This is a genomic window from Pyramidobacter piscolens W5455, assembly GCF_000177335.1.
In the GTDB taxonomy this organism is placed as follows: Bacteria; Synergistota; Synergistia; order Synergistales; family Dethiosulfovibrionaceae; genus Pyramidobacter; species Pyramidobacter piscolens.
This window is the reverse complement of sequence record NZ_ADFP01000066.1, coordinates 1-18884: the sequence shown is the minus strand read 5'-3', so window position 1 is coordinate 18884 and position 18884 is coordinate 1. Positions and strand designations below refer to the sequence as shown.

The 18884-nt window shown below is 64.5% G+C and carries 18 protein-coding genes; 14 read left to right on the top strand and 4 right to left on the bottom strand.

The window, feature by feature from the left end:
* Positions 1–120 precede the first annotated feature (120 nt).
* The 11 genes from HMPREF7215_RS06025 (at position 121) to HMPREF7215_RS05975 (ending at position 10179) form a co-directional block, all read left to right on the top strand.
* Positions 121–1116, top strand: a complete 996-nt coding sequence (locus HMPREF7215_RS06025) for a TRAP transporter substrate-binding protein (RefSeq protein WP_009164834.1) — start codon at positions 121–123, stop codon at positions 1114–1116.
* Positions 1117–1257: 141 nt separating this feature from the next.
* Positions 1258–1716, top strand: a complete 459-nt coding sequence (locus tag HMPREF7215_RS06020; protein WP_009164833.1) for a TRAP transporter small permease — start codon at positions 1258–1260, stop codon at positions 1714–1716.
* Positions 1717–2997: a TRAP transporter large permease gene (locus tag HMPREF7215_RS06015; RefSeq protein ID WP_009164832.1), complete on the top strand. Its 1281-nt coding sequence runs from the start codon at positions 1717–1719 to the stop codon at positions 2995–2997.
* Between the two features lie 12 nt (positions 2998–3009).
* A complete protein-coding gene (locus HMPREF7215_RS06010) occupies positions 3010–4236 on the top strand; it encodes a Zn-dependent hydrolase (RefSeq protein WP_009164831.1) in 1227 nt (408 codons plus the stop codon).
* A gap of 43 nt (positions 4237–4279) precedes the next feature.
* On the top strand, positions 4280–5563 hold the full coding sequence (locus tag HMPREF7215_RS06005) for a dihydroorotase (RefSeq protein WP_009164830.1): 1284 nt from the start codon (positions 4280–4282) through the stop codon (positions 5561–5563).
* Between the two features lie 132 nt (positions 5564–5695).
* On the top strand, positions 5696–6466 hold the full coding sequence (locus tag HMPREF7215_RS06000; RefSeq protein ID WP_040550673.1) for an iron-sulfur cluster-binding protein: 771 nt from the start codon (positions 5696–5698) through the stop codon (positions 6464–6466).
* Positions 6450–7379: a dihydroorotate dehydrogenase gene (locus tag HMPREF7215_RS05995; protein ID WP_009164828.1), complete on the top strand. Its 930-nt coding sequence runs from the start codon at positions 6450–6452 to the stop codon at positions 7377–7379. Before HMPREF7215_RS06000 ends, HMPREF7215_RS05995 begins: the two co-directional genes overlap by 17 nt.
* Positions 7380–7432: 53 nt before the next feature.
* Complete coding sequence (gene pyrF / locus HMPREF7215_RS05990) at positions 7433–8152, top strand: orotidine-5'-phosphate decarboxylase (protein WP_009164827.1); 720 nt, start codon at positions 7433–7435, stop codon at positions 8150–8152.
* Complete coding sequence (gene pyrE / locus HMPREF7215_RS05985; RefSeq protein WP_009164826.1) at positions 8140–8742, top strand: orotate phosphoribosyltransferase; 603 nt, start codon at positions 8140–8142, stop codon at positions 8740–8742. The genes pyrF and pyrE overlap by 13 nt, the downstream gene beginning before the upstream one ends.
* 37 nt (positions 8743–8779) lie before the next feature.
* Positions 8780–9325 (top strand): bifunctional pyr operon transcriptional regulator/uracil phosphoribosyltransferase PyrR, encoded by a 546-nt coding sequence (gene pyrR / locus HMPREF7215_RS05980; RefSeq protein ID WP_009164825.1) that lies wholly within the window; start codon positions 8780–8782, stop codon positions 9323–9325.
* Positions 9326–9327: 2 nt separating this feature from the next.
* Positions 9328–10179 (top strand): TroA family protein, encoded by an 852-nt coding sequence (locus HMPREF7215_RS05975; protein ID WP_009164824.1) that lies wholly within the window; start codon positions 9328–9330, stop codon positions 10177–10179.
* A gap of 205 nt (positions 10180–10384) precedes the next feature.
* Here the strand turns inward: HMPREF7215_RS05975 and selD are convergent, their stop codons facing one another.
* Positions 10385–11431 (bottom strand): selenide, water dikinase SelD, encoded by a 1047-nt coding sequence (selD, locus tag HMPREF7215_RS05970; RefSeq protein ID WP_083798274.1) that lies wholly within the window; start codon positions 11429–11431, stop codon positions 10385–10387.
* Between the two features lie 74 nt (positions 11432–11505).
* A complete protein-coding gene (locus tag HMPREF7215_RS05965; RefSeq protein WP_040550676.1) occupies positions 11506–11724 on the bottom strand; it encodes a DUF2905 domain-containing protein in 219 nt (72 codons plus the stop codon).
* Positions 11725–11983: 259 nt separating this feature from the next.
* Here HMPREF7215_RS05965 and prfB point away from each other — a divergent pair.
* Positions 11984–13079 (top strand): peptide chain release factor 2 gene (prfB, locus tag HMPREF7215_RS05960; RefSeq protein ID WP_374044421.1). Its coding sequence is split into 2 segments (ribosomal slippage): positions 11984–12055 and positions 12057–13079, totalling 1095 coding nucleotides; the frame shifts between segments, so codons are not numbered across the junction.
* A complete protein-coding gene (locus tag HMPREF7215_RS12405; protein WP_009164818.1) occupies positions 13076–14974 on the top strand; it encodes a SpoIVB peptidase S55 domain-containing protein in 1899 nt (632 codons plus the stop codon). The genes prfB and HMPREF7215_RS12405 overlap by 4 nt, the downstream gene beginning before the upstream one ends.
* 224 nt (positions 14975–15198) lie before the next feature.
* Here HMPREF7215_RS12405 and HMPREF7215_RS05950 read toward each other — a convergent pair whose 3' ends face one another.
* Both HMPREF7215_RS05950 and HMPREF7215_RS05945 read right to left on the bottom strand, forming a co-directional pair.
* Positions 15199–16590 carry a sensor histidine kinase gene (locus HMPREF7215_RS05950; protein WP_009164816.1) on the bottom strand — a complete coding sequence of 464 codons (1392 nt, stop codon included), beginning with the start codon at positions 16588–16590 and terminating at the stop codon, positions 15199–15201.
* Positions 16587–17234, bottom strand: coding sequence for a response regulator (locus HMPREF7215_RS05945; RefSeq protein ID WP_009164815.1), 648 nt, complete (start codon positions 17232–17234; stop codon positions 16587–16589). Before HMPREF7215_RS05945 ends, HMPREF7215_RS05950 begins: the two co-directional genes overlap by 4 nt.
* A gap of 301 nt (positions 17235–17535) precedes the next feature.
* On the opposite strand from HMPREF7215_RS05945, the gene HMPREF7215_RS05940 reads away from it, so the two are divergent.
* A complete protein-coding gene (locus tag HMPREF7215_RS05940; protein WP_009164813.1) occupies positions 17536–18132 on the top strand; it encodes a hypothetical protein in 597 nt (198 codons plus the stop codon).
* The last annotated feature ends 752 nt before the right edge of the window (positions 18133–18884 follow it).

Sequence of the window (18884 nt, the reverse complement as noted above, 5' to 3'; positions counted from 1 at the left end):
CGTCGTTCGCCGGGATTTTTTGAAACCGTTTGCACGGAATCTTTCGCCTTGCTATAATGAGCTGACCCGCCGCGGACCGGCGGCGGGGAAGTTTTTATCCTTCGAAGGAGTGGATCGCACGTGAAGAAGTTTGCAAGCCTGTTTCTCGCCGTTTCGACGATCGCCGCGGCGTCGCTGGCGGGCGCGGCGGAGTATCCGGCGATGAACGTCCGCCTCAGCCACAATCAGCCCATCGGCAGCCCCGAAGACGTCGGCGCCCAGACGTTCAAGAAACTGATGGAAGAAAAATCCGGCGGCAGGATCACCGTGGACGTGTTCCCGCAGATGCAGCTCGGCTCCATGCGCGAGCAGGCCGAGATGGTGCAGATGGGCACGCTGGAGATGTCCGTGCAACCCACTTCCGTGCTGACGCCCTTCGTCGAGGAACTCAGCGTCATCGACTTCCCGTTCCTGTGGGCCGACAAGGATGAACTGTACCGCATCATGGACGGCGAAGTCGGCGGGAAGTTCTACGCGTTCTGCGAGAAAAAGGGCTTCAAGACGCTGGGCTTGTGGGCTTCCGGCTTCAAGCAGATCACGACCAGGGGCAAACCGGTGAACGCGCCCGAAGATCTGAAAGGCATGAAGATCCGCGTCATGCCCAGCCCGCAGCTGGTGGAGCAGTACAAATCGTGGGGCGCCAACCCGATCCCGATCGAATACGCCGAGCTGTACAACGCGCTGCAGCAGAACATCGTCGACGGTCAGGAGAACCCGTTGCAGACCATCGCCATGGCGAAGCTGTACGAGGTGCAGGATTACCTGACGCTCTCCGATCACGGCTTCCTTGGCTATCTGTTCATCGTCAACAGCCGCTGGTTCGCCAAACAGAGCGAAGACGTGCGGAAGCTGATCGTCGAATGCGAGGCGGGCGCCCGCGAGGCGGAGCGCGCGGCGCAGGCGGAGGGCGAGGCCAAGTTCCTCGAACAGATCAAGCAGTCGAAGATCGCCGTCGGCGAACTGACGGACGAGAACCGCGCCAAGTTCATCGCGGTCAGCAAGCCGCTTCACGACAAGTTCGTCGAGGGTTCGGCGACGAAAACGGAGCTGCTGAAGGCGGTTTACGCGGCCAAATAGCCCGCGGCGTCCGGCTGACGAAAAATAAGGGGCGGCTCCTGCAGGAGGTTCGCCCCTTTCGTTTTTCGCGGACACGTATGAGCGGCTGGACGCTCGTCGTGCCCCGTTCGTAGAGAATGAGTATTGAGAGGAGATCGAAAAATGCTCAGATTCCTCGGCAAGGTTGAGGAAGCTTTCTGCGCGGCGTCTCTGCTGGCGACGGCGCTCGTGCTGTTCGTCAACGTGGTGCTGCGCTACGTTTTCAGCGCCAGCACGAGCTGGGCCGAAGAGCTGATCCGCTATCTGATGATCTGGATCACTTTTATCGGCGGCAGCGTCTGCGTGCGGCGGGGCGCCCACATCCGCATGGATTTTCTGCTCGGCATGATGCCCGAAAGGTATGCCGGCGCGCTGACGCGCCTGGTCTACCTGATCGCGGCGGGGTTCTGCGCGGCGCTGTGCTGGTACAGCTGTCGGCTGGTGAAGTTTACTGTCGAGCTCGAGCAGACGTCGCCGGCCATGGGGATCCCGATGTGGATCCCCTATCTCGCCATGCCGATGGGTTCGGCGCTGATGGCGCTGCGTTTCGTCCAGGCCGCGCGCGGGAAGGGGGACGCCTAGATGACGGTCTTTCTGATGTGCGCGCTGCTGGCGCTGCTGTTCGGCAGCGTGCCGATCTTCGTGGCGCTGGCGGTGGCCGTTCTGGCTTCGATGCTGCTTTTCACCGGGCTCGATCCGATGGTGCTGGCGCAGCGCATGTTCGGCGGGCTCGACAAGTTCTCGCTGATGTCGATGCCGTTTTTTATCTTCGCCGCCAATCTGATGGACACGGGCGGCCTGTCGAAGCGCATCCTCAAGTGGACGCGCAGCCTTGTGGGCGCGCGCAAGGGCGGCCTGGCCTACACGACGCAGTGCACGTGCATGGTCTTCGGCGCGTTGTGCGGCTCCAGCCCGGCGACGGTGATCGCCATGGGGCGCGTGCTCTATCCCGAGCTGATCGAGAGCGGCTATCCGCAGGATTTTTCCGCGGGGCTGATCACGTCGTCGGGATCGGTGGCGCTGATCATTCCGCCCAGCGTCACGCTGATCATGTACGCGGCGGCCACGGGCGTGTCCGTGGGTTCGCTGTTCATGTCGGGCGTCAGCGCCGGGATCGTCTACGGGCTGGCGACGATCGTCTACATCTGGTATTTCGCGCGCCATCACGATCTCAAGGTCTCGGCGCCTTCCAGCCGCGGCGAGGTCGTGCGCAACACGCTTGAGGCCGGATGGTCGCTGATGGTGCCGGTGATCATCCTCGGCGGCATTTACTGCGGCGTGTTCACGCCCACCGAGGCGGCGGGCATTTCCGCCGTCTACGCGCTGTTCGTCGGCGTGGCGGTCTACCGCGAGATCACCTGGGCGAAGCTGTTCGACGTGTGTCTGCGCTCGGCCGTGACCTGCGCGCAGGTGATGATCCTCGTCGCCGCGGCCACGAGCTTCGCCTGGTTCCTCACCGTGGCGCGCATTCCGCAGATGGTGACGGCGGCCATCATCGAAAACGTCAAAACGCCCTGGGCGTTCATCGCCATGGTCAACGTCATCCTGCTGATCGTGGGCATGTTCATGGAGGGCATCGCCGCCATCGTCATCCTTGCGCCGCTGTTCTTCCCGATCGCGCAGCAGATGGGCATCGACGCGCTGCATCTGGGCATCGTCATGGTCTCCAACCTGGCGCTGGGCAACTTCACGCCGCCGTTCGGCCTCAATCTGTTCGTGGCCGCGGGCGTGACGGGGCTGCCGATGTCGAAGATCATCGGCGCGGTGACGAAGTTCATCCTCGTCTCGATCGTCGGCCTGCTGGTGATCTCTTACGTGCCGTCGCTGTCCACGTTTTTGCCGGCGCTCGTGTACGGCCGCTGAGGCGCGCGGAGAATGTCGGGTTTCGAGCGCGTCCGCGAGCTGGTCGAAGCGGTCTCGCAGACCGGGCGCGGCGAACGGGGCGTTTCTCGCCTCGCTCTGACCGAAGCGGATCGTCAGGCGCGCGAGATCGTGACCGAAGAGATGAAATCGCTGGGCATGTCGGTGACGACCGACGCCTGCTGCAACCTGTGGGGGCGCTTCGAGGGCGGCACCGACCGCCCCGGCGTGCTGATCGGCTCGCATCTGGATTCGGTACCCGAGGGCGGCCGCTACGACGGCGTGCTCGGCGTGGCCTGCGGGCTGGGGGCGGCGCGCGACATTCTCGCCGAAGATCCGCGCCCGCGCCGTTCTCTGTCGGTGGTGGTTTTCACGGCGGAGGAATCGAGCCGTTTTTCGCTGGCGACGGTCGGCAGCAAGGCGGTCACGGGCAACCTGTCACTGTTGGACACGCTGCGCTTCAAGGACAAGCGGGGCGTGACGCTGCTCGACGCGCTGCGCGCTTTCGGCGGGCGTCCCGAGAGGATCCCGCGCGACTGTCTGGCGCCAGCCTCGTATCATTCCTATTTCGAGCTGCACATCGAGCAGGGGCCGGTGCTCGACTGGAACGGTGAGGACGTGGGCATCGTCGAGGCGATCGCCGCGCCGACGCGCTTCAGGCTCGAAGTGATCGGCGAACAGGCTCATTCCGGCGCCTGCCCGATGAACCTGCGCCGCGACGCTATGGCCGCGGCGGCGGAGATCATCCTCGCCGTGGAACGCGCCGGGCGGACGGAAAGCGAGTTCGGCACGGTGGCGACCGTGGGCGTGTGCGAGTGCGAGCCCGGCGCCATGAACGTCGTGCCCGGCCGCGTGGTGCTGAAAGTGGACGTGCGCGGCATCGTCGAAAAGAGCATCCGCCGCGCCTGCGACGACGTGATGGCGTGCGTGGAACGCATCGGCGAGGAGCGCGGCGTGAAAGTGAACTTCACGCTCTACTCCGCCGACAAGCCCGTGGTCATGGACGGCCTGCTGGCGCGCCGCATCGAAAACGTCTGCCGGGCGCGCCGGATCAAATACCGCCGCATGCCCAGCGGCGCGGGACACGACGCCATGTACATGGCCGCGCTGATCCCCTCGGCGCTGATTTTCGTGCCGTGCAAGGACGGAATCAGCCACAATCCGGCCGAAGAGGTGGACTGGCGGCGCGTGCGTCCCGGCTATGAAGCGCTGGTCGAAACCGTGAGGGACATCGTTCGGTGATCTTTGAAGTATCGAAAATCGACGAATATGAGGAGGGTTGTTCATGAAACCGATCCTGTTCAAACGAGCGCGCCTGATCGACCCGGACCTGAAAATGGACACGACGGGCGACCTGCTCGTCGAAAACGGCGTCGTCTCCGCCGTCGGCCCCGAGCTGCCGCCGGTCGCGGACGCCGAGCGGATCGACTGCGGCGGCGCGGTGCTGGCCCCGGGGCTGGCCGATCTGCACGTACACTTCCGCGATCCCGGCCAGACCGAAAAGGAAACGCTCGAGACGGGCTGCGCCGCGGCGGCAAACGGCGGCTTCACGGCCGTGGTGACGATGGCCAACACCAAACCGGCCGTCGATTCGCCCGAGCTGATCCGCAGCTGTATCGAGCGCAACCGGACCATGGACTGCCGCATCTATCCGGGGGGAGCGGTCACCAAGGGACTGGGCGGCAAGGAACTGACCGACTTTGAAGCGCTGAAGGAGGCCGGCGCGGTCTGCCTGACCGACGACGGCCTCACCGTTGGCGATGGGCCGCTGTTCTACGGGGCCATGGAGAAGGCGGCCGCCGTCGGCTTGCCCGTGAGCGTGCACTGCGAAGCTCCCGGCTTCGAGGGCGACCGCTCGATGAACCGCGGCGAGATTTCGCGCAAGCTTGGCTTGATCGGCGCGCCGGCGCTGGCCGAGGAACTGATGATCATGCGCGACGTGTTCTTCGCCGAAAAAACGGGCGCGCACGTGCACGTGCAGCACGTCAGCTCGCGCCGCGGCGTCGAGATCATCGCGGCGGCGAAAGCCCGCGGCGTGCGCGTCACCGGCGAGGCCACGCCGCACCATATGTTCCTCGACGAGACGGCGATCCTCGAATGCGGCGCCAACGCCAAGATGAGCCCGCCGCTGCGCACGGCCGACGACGCGGCGGCGGTGCGCGAGGCGCTGATGAGCGGCGTGCTCGACGTGGTCGCCACCGATCATGCTCCGCACACGCCGGCCGAAAAAGCTCTTGGCATCGCCAAGGCCCCCAACGGCATCATCGGCCTGGAAACGTCGCTGGGGCTGTGTCTCGACGGTTTGTGCCGCGAGCGCGGATTTTCGCTTTCTGCGCTTGTGGATCGCATGAGTTCCGCGCCGCGGCGTATCTTCAACCTGCCGCCCGTGCATCTGCGCCCCGGTTCGCCGGCCGATCTGGCGCTGTTCGATCCCGACCGGCGCTGGCGCGTGGACGCGACGAAGTTCAAATCGAAGGCGCGCAACTGCCCGTTCAACGGCTGGACGCTGAACGGCATGGTCCTGATGACCGTGCTGGGCGGACGGATCGTCTGCGACCGAAGGAATTAAAATCGCGCAACCGGTTGCGTAAAATAGGGCGGCGCGATACAATGAACCTGTTGGACTCGTGTCGCTCGGCGGGGAAAATCGGCCGCGCGCGGACGAACGCGCGGCGGTCGCATGAACGAGGGGGAATTCCGATTGATTCGCGATTACGATTCGCGGCTGCTCGAAAAGGAACAGGTCTCGGCCGACGTCTGGCATCTGACGTTCGAGTGTCCTGAGATCGCGGCGGCCGCCCGGCCGGGCAATTTCGTGCTGGTGAAGACGGCGGCCGGCTCGGCGCCGTTGCTGCGCCGTCCGCTCGGTATCCTCGGCGCCGATCCCGCAAAGGGGACGGTCGAGATGCTTTTCCGCGTCGTCGGCCAGGGCACGGCGCTGCTGTCCCGGGCTGCGCCGGGCGCGACGTTTTCCGTGCGCGGGCCGGTAGGCGGACAGTTCGGTCCGTTCGGGCACGAAAAAATCTGGGCCGTGGCCGGAACGCTAGGCGTCGCGCCGCTGCTGTTCCTGCGCCGCGAGCTGAACGGCTTCGGCCGCCTGTTCCTCGGCGTCGGCAACGCTTCGTGGCGAAGCTTCGCCGAGTGGGTGCGCTCCCGCGCGCCGGAGATGGTTTTGTACAGCGACGACGGCTCGATCGGCCGCAGGGGATTTTCCATCGCCGGGCTGGAAGGGCAGGATCTGAGCGGCGTGTCGCTCGTCTGTTGCGGCCCCAATCCGATGATGAAAGCGCTGTACGAGCGTTACGGTTCGCAGTGCGACGACATCCAGGTCAGCCTCGAGCGCCGCATGGGCTGCGGCATGGGCGGCTGCTTCGGCTGCGTGGTCGACACCGCGACGGGACGACGGCGCGTCTGCATCGACGGCCCCGTGTTTCAGGCCAGGGAGGTGAAGTGGGATGAGCTGCATCTCTGATCCGCTCGCGCTCGACGCCGGCGGGGTGAAGCTGAAAGTTCCCGTCGTGATTGCGTCGGGCACGTGGCCTTACGAAGCCGGACTGTGGACGGACGACCTGACGCGCCACGTCGGCGCGATCTGTTCCAAGGCCATCACGAAAGATCCCTGCGCCGGCAATCCCGGCTGCCGCGTCTGGGAGACGCCCTCGGGCGTTCTCAACAGCATCGGCCTTCAGAACGAGGGCGTCGACCGCTTCATCGATTTGCGGCTGCCCGACTTGAAAAAACGCGGCGTGCCCGTGATGCTCAACGTCTGCATGCAGAGCGCCGAAGATCTGGCCTACATGATGGACCGCATCGCCGAAGCGAAAGACCTGGTGGACGGCGTGGAGCTGAACGTCTCCTGCCCGAACACCGACCACGGCTGCATGAGCTGGGGCGTCGATCCGGCGCTGACGGCCCAGGCCACGGAGATGGCGCGCCGGCGCTGGGACGGCCCGCTCTGGGTGAAGCTGACGCCGCAGGCGCCCGACGTCGCCGCGGTGGCGAAAGCGGCCGAATCTGCCGGAGCCAGCGCGGTCGTGGCCGCCAACACCTGGCTGGGCATGGCCGTCGATACCGCGCGCGGGGTTCCGGTTTTCAGCCGCCGCGTGGCGGGACTTTCCGGGCCTGCGGTCTTCCCGCTGGCGCTGCGTCTCGTCTGGGACGCGGCCGGCGCGGTGAAGATTCCCGTGATCGGCTGCGGCGGCGTGGACGGCCCCGATTCCGCCCTGGCCATGATCATGGCCGGAGCCAGCGCCGTGGAAGTGGGCGCGGCGCTCTTCAGCGATTTCGAAGTTCTGGAAAACGTCCACGAAGGATTGCTTGCCGCCGTGGAGCGCTGGAACGTCGCGTCGCTGGGCGAGCTGATCGGACGGGCGCGCCGGTCCTGAACGCCTGAAAGTTTGCCAAAAAACTGGATTTGATCAACGTGAGGAGTGCTTTTATGACCGAACACACATCTTTGCCGCTGTTTGCTGCGCTTGACCTCGACACGCTGCGCGAGGCCCGCCGCACGATGGACGCCCTTTCGGGGATCGTGGACGCCATCAAGATCGGCCCGCGCCTGTACGCTCAGGGCGGCGCGCCGTTTCTGAAGGAAATCGTCGATCACGGCTTCAAACTGTTCCTCGACCTGAAGCTGCACGACATTCCCAATACCGTGCGCCTGGCCGTGGAGACGCTGGCCGACCTGGGTATCTTCTGTCTGACGCTGCAGGCCGCCGGCGGCCGCCGCATGATGGAGGAGTCCGTCGCCGCACGCGACCGCCTTGGCTCGACCATGAAGTTGCTCGGCATCACCGTGCTGACCAGCTTCGACGAAAAAAGCTGGGACGAAGTCGCGCCCGGCTGCCCGATGGACGTGGCCATCAAAAAGCGCGCCTGGCTGTGCGGCGACTGCGGCATGGACGGGCTGGTGTGCTCGCCGCTCGACCTGCCCGAAGTGCGCGCCGTGACGCCGCCGACGCTGCTCAAGGTCGTGCCCGGCGTCCGTCTCGTCGCCGGCGGCGACGACCAGAGCCGCGTCGCCACGCCCGCCGACGCGTTCCGCAACGGCGCCGATTACATCGTCATGGGGCGTCCCATCTACAAAGCGCCCGACGTTCGCAAGGCGGTCGCGGAGATCGCCCGATCCATCGAGGAGGGATTGACATGCCGGAAGTGATGACGGATTCTCAGGTGCAGGAAAAACTGAAAGAGATGCTCGTCGAGAGCAAGGCGTGGCTGGAGGGGCATTTCAAGCTCACCTCGGGGCGGCACAGCGGCAACTACATGCAGTGCGCCATGCTGCTGCGCTTTCCCAAGTACGCGGCGTTCACCGGCGGCGAGATCGCCAAGCGGATCGCCGCGCTCAAACCCGATTTTATCGTCTCGCCGGCGCTGGGCGGCTTGATTATCGGCCACGAAGTGGCCCGCGCGCTGGATGTGCCCTTTTTGTTCTGCGAGCGCGAGGACGGCAGGATGAAGCTGCGCCGCTTCCCGATGCCCGCTGGCCGGCGTTTCGTCGCCGTCGAGGACGTGGTCACTACCGGCGGTTCCGTCAGGGAGACGGCCGAGCACATGGTCGCCGGCGGCTGCGTCTGGGCCGGCTCGGCCTGCATCGTCGACCGTTCCGGCGGCGCGCAGCAGCTCGGCCCCGATCTCGTTTCGCTCTTCAAGATCTCTTTCCCTACGTGGGAAGCCGACGACTGTCCGCTGTGCCGCGAACTGGGCACGCCGCCCGTCAAGCCCGGCAGCCGCCCCGGCTCGAAATAGAAAAAACGACCCTTTTACGAGAGGAGGCGACGCGGCGTTGAAATTGAAAGAAAAAGCCGTCGTGATGACGGCCGAAGACATGGAGCGCGCTCTGCGCCGCATGGGCAACGAGATCGTCGAACGCAACCACGGCGCCGGCGACCTCGTCATCATCGGCATTCAGCGCCGCGGCGTCTATCTGGCCGGACGCCTGCGCGAATTTCTGCGCGCCTCCGAAGGCGTCAAGCTGCCTTTGGGCGAACTGGATATCACGCTGTACCGCGACGACATCACGCTGCTCAGCGACCAGCCCGTCGTGCACAGCACGTCGATTCCCGTCGACATCAACGGCCGCCGGATCGTTCTCGTCGACGACGTGCTCTACACGGGGCGCACGATCCGCGCCGCGCTGGAGGCCATCGGCGACATTGGCCGCCCCGCCTGCGTGCAGCTGCTGATCCTCATCGACCGCGGCCACCGCGAACTGCCGATCCAGCCCGATTATCTCGGGCGGGCCGTCCCCACTTCGTCGCAGGAGATCGTGGACGTGCGCGTCAAAGAGCTGGACGGCGAGGACATCGCCGTGATCTGCGCCAAAGCCTAGCCATGCGCCGCCGAATCGTCCTCTGCGCCGCGGCGCTGTTGCTGGGGGCGCTGTCGGCCGCCGCCGCGGAAAAAACTCGCGTGCTCACGATCGACCCGATGACCGAATTGCTGTTTCAGTTCATCGGCGGTCCCTACGTGAGCACCGCATCCGGCGCGAGTTGGGACGACAGCGGCCGCCTGCGCGTCAGCCGCGCCGCCGTGATGGGAGGCGCGAACGCCGCGCTGCCGCTTTACGCGCTCGACCCGGCGCAGTATCTCGAGTTCATAACGGGCGCCCGCCGCGGCAAGAATCCGACCGCCGCCGAGCGAAACCGCGCCAATCTGCATTATCTTTATCCCGACGGCGTGAAACGCGGCGACGTCGACGCTTTTTACGGCGATCCCGCCAACATGCCGTTCACCGCGCAGCAGGTCGCGAACGCCCTCAGCGAACTCGTCCCCGCGCGCTATGCCTATTTCCAGCGCCGTCTCGGCGAGTTCAACGCACGCCTCCGCTCCGTGCTGATCACGGGGCGTCGCCTCATGACGGGCACGAAGGTGCTTTGCCTGAGCGAACGGTACCGCCTCTTCTTCGCCGCTTTCGGCTGCGTCGTCAGCGTTCCGACCGAGGAGGAAATGCGGCGTATCCGCCAGATCAGTCAGGCCTCCAATTCGAAGTACATCGAAAACCTCGCCGCCGGACTGGCTGCCGGACGTCTCGTCGTCGTCGCCCATGATACCGATCCCAAACTGCGCCGCGCCGTGATCGCCCGTCTCGGGGCCGTTTACATCGCGCCGCCGAAGAACGAGGACATCCTGTTTTTTATGCATCGCGTCCTCCTTGACGTCGGTGCACGTCTCAGCCGCCGTTGAACGAAGAGGTGGGGCAAAGGCCGCCGCGGAGGAGCGGCGTAAAAACGAGGAAAAACAGATGCCAAAAACCGCGGGGGCGGATGACCGATTCAAATTCGGTCATCCGCCCCCGCGGTTTTTGACTTTCGCCGCAAAGTAGCGGCGCTGTTTTTCTCTTCGTTTTTCTCGGCTCTTCCGCTTCTCCACGGTTGCCTTTGTCCCACGGTCAGACGCAGACGATGCGCCCCGTGCCGGGCTTGAAGCGCCCGATCACGCCGGCGCGGTCGAAGCCGTGCCGTTTGGCGAGCGCGACGATTTCTTCGGCGTCTGCCGGCGGGCAGGCCATCATCAGGCCGCCGGAAGTCTGCGTGTCGAAAAGGAAGTCGCGGTACGTGCGCGATATTTTTTCGAGATGGTCGATCTGCGGCGCGTAGAGCTTTTCGTTGCGGTAGCCGCCGGCGGGGAACAATCCCATCTGGGCGAGGTCGGCCGCGCCGTCGAGCAGCGGCAGAGCCTCGACGCTCAGTTCGAGGTCGACGCGATGGTCCGACAACATGTCGAGCGAGTGCCCGGCCAGGCCGAATCCGGTCACGTCCGTGGCGGCGTGGACGCGGCGGCGCTGCTCGGGCGTCATGCGGCGGGGCAGGTCGTTGAGCGCCGTCATCCAGCGCACGGCCTGATCGGCCTGAGCGGGATCGGCCATCTCGGCCTTGATGGCTGTGGCCATGATGCCCGTGCCGAGCGGCTTGGTCAGCAGCAGCGCGTCGCCGGGCTGAGCGCCGGTGGTGCGCCACATGGCGTCGCGCTCCACTTCGCCGAAGACGCAGAGACCGTATTTTGGTTCCTGGTCCTCGACGCTGTGCCCGCCCATCAGGAACGCGCCGCTTTCGGACACTTTGGACGCGCCGCCTTCCATGAGGCGCTTGAGCATGTCCAGCGGCAGGCAGTTGAGCGGAAAGGCGACGATGTTGAGGGCCACGAGCGGCGAACCGCCCATGGCGAACACGTCGCTGATCGAATTGGCGGCGGCGATCTGCCCCCACACATACGGATCGTCGACGACCGGGGTGATGAAATCGAGCGTGAGGATGCCGACGCGCTCTTCGGTGATTTTCCACAGCGCTGCGTCCTCGCCTCCCTCCCAGTCGGTGAGGATACGGTCGTCGTGGGGACGGGGGAGATCCGCCAAAACTTTTGCCAGGTCCTCCGGACCTATTTTGGCGGCTCAGCCGCTGCTGTGGGAAAGTTGGGTCAGCCGTTGCGTAAGGCTCATTTTCGTTTCGCTCCTGTCGTAAAACTTCTTTATAACCATTATACCGCAGCGGCGGCAAAAAGTCGCCCGGCGGCTCAGCGGCGGAAGAAGAGGTTGACGAGGAGGGAGAGGACGACGCTGACGACGATCGAGCTGGCGAGCGGAAAATGAATCGACCAGTTCTTGCCGTGCCAGACAAAGTCTCCGGGCAGGCGGCCGAAGGGCAGAAAGCGCCCGCCGAAGTGGACGGCGGCGCCGACGGCGAACAGCACGAGAGCGACGATCATGATGGCTTTGCCGATGTCGTGAACCATGATTTCATTCCTTTCCGTGGAATCCTTGTTTTCAATCAAATGGTCTTGTCGAGAGTGCGGCGTTTCGAAGCGGCGCAAGTCCGCCGTGACGGCGAAGGGATCTCCGTCGTTTTATTTATACCATGCCGGCGCAAAAGGGCAAGTGCCGCGGCGAAGAGATACGTAAAGAATGCAGACAAAAGAGAGGCAACAGGTTCTGCATCGAGGTGCAGGGTGCTATAATAAATGACAAATCTGTTTTTCGGGAGGAATGAAACCGATGGCATCGATGCCGATCACCACGGTCATGGAGGAACTGCAGGCGCTGAAGGCCGAGCTGCAGGAAAGCCTTTAACCTGCCTTCGATAAGGAAGGACTGCGAAGAACTGCGCGCCCAAACGGCCGCGCCCGATTTCTGGTCGGGAGCCGACGCGCAGAAAATTTCGGCCCGGCTGTCGCGGCGCGAGACCGATCTGGCCCGCTGGGAAAAAATCGAACGGGAATTCGCCGATCTGCAGACGATCGCCGAGCTGCTGAACGACGGCGAAGACGCCGAGCTGCTCGAAGAGTTCGACGAGCGCAGCGCGGCGTTCCGCCGTCAGATCGAGGACGAGCAGATGGCGCTGCTGCTGTCGGGACCGTACGACCATTGCAGCGCCATCTTGAGCGTGCACGCCGGTTCGGGCGGGCTGGACTCGCAGGACTGGGCGGAAATGCTGTACCGCATGTACCTGCGCTGGTGCGAGGAGCGCCGTTTCAAGACCAAGCTGCTCGATTACCAGCACGACGAAGAAGCCGGCATCAAGAGCGCGACGCTGCTGATCCAGGGCGAGACGGCCTACGGTTATCTACGCTCCGAGATCGGCGTGCACCGCCTCGTGCGCATCTCGCCGTTCGACACCAACAAGCGGCGGCACACCAGCTTTGCGTCGGTGGACGTGTCGCCGCAGCTGCCCGACGACGTGGACGTGGAGATCGCGCCGGAAGATCTGCGCATCGACACCTACCGTTCCAGCGGCGCAGGCGGCCAGCACGTCAACATGACGGACTCGGCGGTGCGCATCACGCATCTGCCCACGGGCATCGTCGTCAGCTGCCAGAACGAGCGCAGCCAGCACATGAACAAAGCCACGGCCATGTCGGTGCTGAAGTCGAAACTTTATCAGCGGGAGCTCGAACAGCGGCAGGCGGAGATGAACGCGCTTGCCGGCGAAAAGAAGGAAAGCACCTGGGGCAGCCAGATTCGATCGTATGTGCTCCAGCCTTACACGCTGGTCAAGGATCACCGCACCGGTGAAGAGACGGGCAACGTCGGCGGCGTGCTTGACGGCGGGTTGGATCCGTTTATCTTGGCGTATTTGAGGTGGGCACGATGAAACGTTTTTGGGCGGCTGCGTGCGCGGCGCTGGCGCTGTGCGTTCCGGCTGCGGGGCAGCCTTTTGCGCCGACGGAGCCAATCATGCCGCTGGCGCAGGTGCGGGCCGGCATGAAAGGGTACGCGAAAACGGTTTTTTCCGGCAGCAAGATCAAATCGTTCCCGGTCGAGGTGCTGGGCGTCGTCAGCAAGAAAGACCGCCCCTCGAAGCTGATCCTGATCCGCGCCTCCGGCCCGGATATTGAGAAGTCGGGCGGCATGGCCTCGGGCATGAGCGGTTCGCCGGTGTACGTGAACGGGCGGCTGATCGGCGCCTTTTCCTTCGGCTGGGATTTCGGCGATCCGAAAATGGGGCTGGTGACGCCGATCGAGCAGATGATGGAGCTTTTCGATTATCCGAGCCGCGCTCAAAAGCTTGCGAGCGTGCGGCCGCTGCTCTCGAAAAAGAGAGATACCGAGCTGGAACGGCGGTTCAGCGAACTGTACGACCAGTACGCACGGAACGCCGCGAAGAAAGCTGACGGCGTTGCGGCGCCGACGCCGGAGCGTCGGGCGGCGAAGGAAAAGTCGATCCCCGATTTCGAGTTCTCGCTGCCGCAGGATATCGCCGCCGCGGAGGCGGAAGAACTGATCCATAAGGCGCCGGCGGTCGCCGAGACCACGGCGAAAATGTACGTGACGGCGGATGGACTCAGCCGCCGCGCGCTGAAGAAACTCGGCGAACGGATCGGCATGCGCGTGGTCGAGGGCGGTTCGGGCGACAATACGGCGATGCCGGAAGAGACCAAGCCGCTCAAACCGGGCGACGCCGTTTCGGCGATGCTGGCCTGGGGCGACGTGGCCCTCGACGTCAGCGGCACGCTGACGGCCGTGGACCGGAGCGGGCGTTTTATCGCCTTCGGCCACAGCTTCAAAAACTGGGGCGCCGTCGCCTATCCGTTGGCGAAGAGCGAAGTGTACGCCGTCATCGACAGCTACGAGTCGCCGTTCAAGCTGACGTCGTCGCAGCGCCTCGTCGGCACGGTGACGCAGGATCGGCCGGAGGGCGTCGCCGGCTGGCTGGGGCGCTTCCCGTCGGCGGTCTCGGTGCGGGTGGAGATCGAGGATCTCGACAGCCGCCGTACGGTGGTGCGCCGTTTTCAGATGATCAACGACGAGCATGCCGTGGTTTCGCTCTTGCCGGAGCTGCTTGCGGGACTGGCGGACCGCGAGCTGGCGCGCGAATCGGGCGGCACCGTGCGCTATGACGTTACCGTTACGGGCGACGGCATGCCCGACGGCTGGAGCGTGAACGACGTGGTGATCGCCGACGAAGACGTGATGAGCGACGCCGTGTCGCCGATTGCGGATCTGGTGTCGAACGTGGTTGGCAATCCTTATCGGAACGTCAGCCCTGTGGGACTGAAGATCAAGCTGTCGGCTTCGTCGCAGATTCGCAAGCTGATCATCGAAGGCATCAGCGTTGACCGCAGCGAAGCCGCTCCGGGCGACACGGTGACGGTGACGGCGACGCTGCGCCCGTGGCGTCGTCAGCCGGTGATCCGCAACTTCACGCTGAAGGTCCCCGAGGATGCGGCGGGTGGTTATACCGTGACGCTGCGGCAAGGGAATCCCGCGCCGACGGACGATTCGGACAACGAACCAACGGTGACCGATCGCCGTTTGTCGTCGCTCGAGCAGTTGCTGTACGAGCTGCAGACGCGCGAACGGAGCTGCGAGGTGATCGTGGAACTGGTCAGCCAGGACGACTCGGGGACGCGCAGCGAATTTCCCGGCGAAGTTCGCCGCCGCAAAATGCGCGAAGGCTCGATGCGGATCTTCCGCTCCGATTACGTGGTCGAAGGCAGCCTGCAGGTGCCGCTGACCGTGCTCGAACCGAAGAAGAAACGCTCGTGAGCGGCGGAAAAAACAAAAGCCGCCCCGAAGAAGCGGCGGAGCGGAGAACCCGAAGATCGATCACGAAGGGACCGGAAAAATTCCCACGAACGTAATGCAGAAAGCCTGCCGATCAAACGATCGGCAGGCTTTCTGCATATGAATGGTTCTGGGACGCTCCATATCATATTTCTTTTGAATTTTTTTCTCCGCTTCTCCATGGCGGCTTTTGTTTGAAAGCGAGCTCATCGCGCGGCGGGGATATCGACGGTGATCAGCGTGCCGCCCTCGGGGCGGGGGCGGATGGAGAACGACGCGCCGATCAGCGCGGCGCGTTCGGTCATGCTGGCGATGCCGCGGTGTCCTTGCACGCGCAGGACTTCGGGATCGAATTCGCGGTCGATGCCGGAGCCGTCGTCGGCGATCGTGAGGCGGTAGCCGTCGCCGCAGCTCAGCTTGACTTCGACGGCCGCGGCGTGCCCGTGCCGGGCGGAATTGGCGACCGCTTCCTGGACGATGCGGCACAGCGCCAGTACGTCTTTTTCGCTGAGCGCATCGGCGCAGCCTTCGACGACAGCCGTGACGGCAACGTTGTGGATGCGGCTGAGGCGGTTGGAGATTTCCTCCAGAGCGCGCACGGCGCCGAGGCTGAGCCACGGCGGCGAGAGGCGGTCGCAGACGTCGCGCATCTCCTGCACGGCGGTGAGGGCGGCTTCCTGCGCAGCGGCGAGGTGCCCGCCGACGCGTTCGCGGTCGAGCGCGGGCTTGCCCAGGCCGCGCCGCGCCAGCTGGATGCGCTGGATCAAGGACGCCACGGTCTGCAGCGGGCTGTCGTGGATCTCGCGGGCGAGGCGGGTGCGTTCTTCTTCTTGGGTGCGCACGATGTCGCCGACGTAGTTCTTCTTTAAAGTTTCGCGGTCGACGGCGCTTGCCGACAGCTCCGACAACGCCTCCTGCATGTTCTGCAGCTCGGGCAGCGGCGGCGCGGCTTCGGCGAGCAGCACGTCCCGTCCCCAGTGCAGCGTCTCCACCTGCGCGGCGAGGCGGCGCAGAGGCGTCACGCACCAGCGCCACAAAAGCCAGATGCCGATCAGGGCGATGGCGCTGACGCCGATGGTCATGAACTGTTGCAGGAAAACGAGATCGCGCATCGGACCGGGCACGAGGAACTTGGAAATGACGACGACCACGGCGCGGACGCCGTCGGGATAAGGATAAACGGCCGCGGCCGAGGGCGGATGCGGGTCGATCTGCACGGAAAGCAGCTGCATTTCGCCGCTGGCGAAGGCGCGGTTGACGGCGAGCCCCAGTTCGGGCGTGATCTTGCTGCCGGGCGATCCCTGCAGCTTGATGCCGCCCGGTCCGACCGTGGCGATCCAACCGGGGACGGGCGGCCCGAGCGTGAGCATTTTCAGGAACAGCCCCATGCGACGGTGGCGCTGCAACGGCGATTCGTTGCTCGCGCCGCTCTCCTCGCGGACGATGCTGCGCGCCAGGCTTTGGGCATAACGCGACGCCATGCCGGCCATGGCCCGCTGTTGCTGGTAGAGCCCGAAGCCCGAAAAAATCAGGGCGGACAGCGTCGGCACGAGGATCATCATGAGGATGGCGGGGAGCAGCCAGCGGCGTCCGTTCATGAGGGAAGTTCCCCTTCGAGCAGTTCGTCGACGAGGATGATGCCGTTTTTGAGGGCGATGATCAGGGCTTCGGTCTTGTTCTTGGCGCCGAACTTGGCATAGACGGAAGAGAGATGAGCCTGGACGGTGCGCTCGGTGATGAAGAGTTTCGCCGCCACTTCCTTGACGGGAAAACCCTGGGACGAAAGCAGCAGAACTTCGCGCTCGCGCGGCGAGAGCTGTTCCAGTTCGTTCGACGCGGAGTCGACCGAGTTGGCGATGGCGGAGTCGAGATAAATGCCGCCGCCGATCACCGATTGCAGGGCCTGCGTCAGCTCCATGACCGCCGAGGTCTTGACGATGAAGCCGCGCGCGCCGGCCGAGAGCGCCGCCACGATATACGGCTGGGCGTTGTAGGCCGTGAGCATGATGACTTTCGTCGGCAGCTTGGCGTCCTTGACTTTGCGGGCGACGGTGATGCCGTCCATTTCGGGCATGCGGATGTCGAGCAGGGCCACGTCGGGCCGGAGTTTTTCGATCATTTCCCAGGCCTGTTTGCCGTCGGACGCTTCGCCGAGCAGATTGAGTCCTTCTTCTTCGTTGATGAGAGCGGCCAGACCGGCGCGGGTGAGCGGATGGTCGTCGGCCAGAACGATTGAAATCATGTGAAAGAACCTCCCGTGTCATGATGGAGTCGCTATCCGGTGCTGTGCTTATTGTATCGCTGAAAAATCGGATTGGGAATGGAAATCTGTACAATCTTTTTGTGACCGCGGGCTTGAACCGTCAAGGACAACGCATAAAAATTTTCCTGTGAAAATCCGCAGTCGGCGGATTGTCGGATTCTTCAATGTGCGGCGAGCGCTTTTCAATTATACTTGGAGCGCGTTCGAGGGAGAACGCGAGAGGGGTTCTCCGGCGACGCAATCCCCATGAAAAACAACCATAATCAGGAGGTCATGTAAAATGAAAAAGACACGTCTTGCTCTCGGCGGCTTGGCGGTCGCGATCCTCGGCGGCACAGCGGCGTGGGCCGTTTCGCCTCGCCCCGGCCAGGGAAGCCGCGGCGGCCCCGGTATGCTCCCGCCGCCTCCGCGAATGCAGCGCTGGGAAGAAGACAAGCGCATTTCCGAGAAGGCGCCCGAGGAAATCAAAAACGCTTTCACGGAGATGAAAAGCCTGGAAAAGGATCTCCGTCTCGAGCTGGGCAAGGACAAACCCGACTCGGCCAAAGCGCTGGAGATGCTGAAAAAGTCCGAAGAGCTGCACGCCAAGGTGCGCGAGTGGGAAGTGAAGCAGATCCTTGAGGGCAATGCTCCCAGGCCTGACGACCGTCAGCATCGCAGCGGACTCGGTCCGCACGGTTCCGAGGGACGCCCCGCTCCTGCCGCGCCCGGATTCGCTCCGCACGGCCCGGCACCGATGGCCCCGCACTATATGATGCCGATGACGCCTTACTATATGGTACCGATGTACCACTGCCCCTGCATGATGGTGCCCCCGGCCCCGCAGCCGGGTGCGCCCGAGGCGCCCGCTGCCGCTGAAGCTCCGGCTGCCAAGTAGGCGGTTTTTCACGAAGTCGGATTTTGGCGACGGAAAGTCGGAGGATCCGTTCGTTTTCTCCGCCTGAAGAAGGGAATGAGTTTTGATGAAAGTCACACGCGCTCTGTTTGCTTCGCTGCTTTTGGGATCTTTTATCCTCCCGTATCCGGCGGCGACCTTTGCGGCCGTCCGCGGCAATGTCACAGCAGAAAGCATGTCGCCGCGAAGCGGTGCCGATCGTCCGACACCGCCTCGTCCGATGCCTGCGCCCGACCGTCCGGGGCCTGCGCCGAATCGTCCGGGCTCCGAGCGTCCTGCGCCCGCTCCAAGCCGCCCGGCTCCCATTCCGAACCGCCCCGGGGCAGACCGTCCAATGCCAGGACGACCTGCGCCTCGACCTCCCGCACCGGAGGGGCATAATCCTCCTCCCCCGCCGCCCCGTCGTGATCGTCATCACGATAACCACGACGCGTTGAAAATCGGCGGCGCCATGCTCCTTCTCGGCGTGCTGGTAGGCGCGGCCGCCAACAGCGGCGACTGAAACTTCCCGAAATCTAATTCTCCGGTGTCCAGCGGACACTGAACTATTGCAGACAAGGAGGTTTTTCCATGTACAAGAAGAAACTTGCCGGCATCGTTTTTGTCGTAGCGGCTGTCGCCGTCCTGAGCGGGGCGGGAACGGCCGGCGCCGCCCCGAAGAAAATTGCCGTGTCCCAGATTGCCGTTCCGCGCCGCGGCCCCGGCGGCCCGGGGTTCCGTCCCGCGCCCCCGCC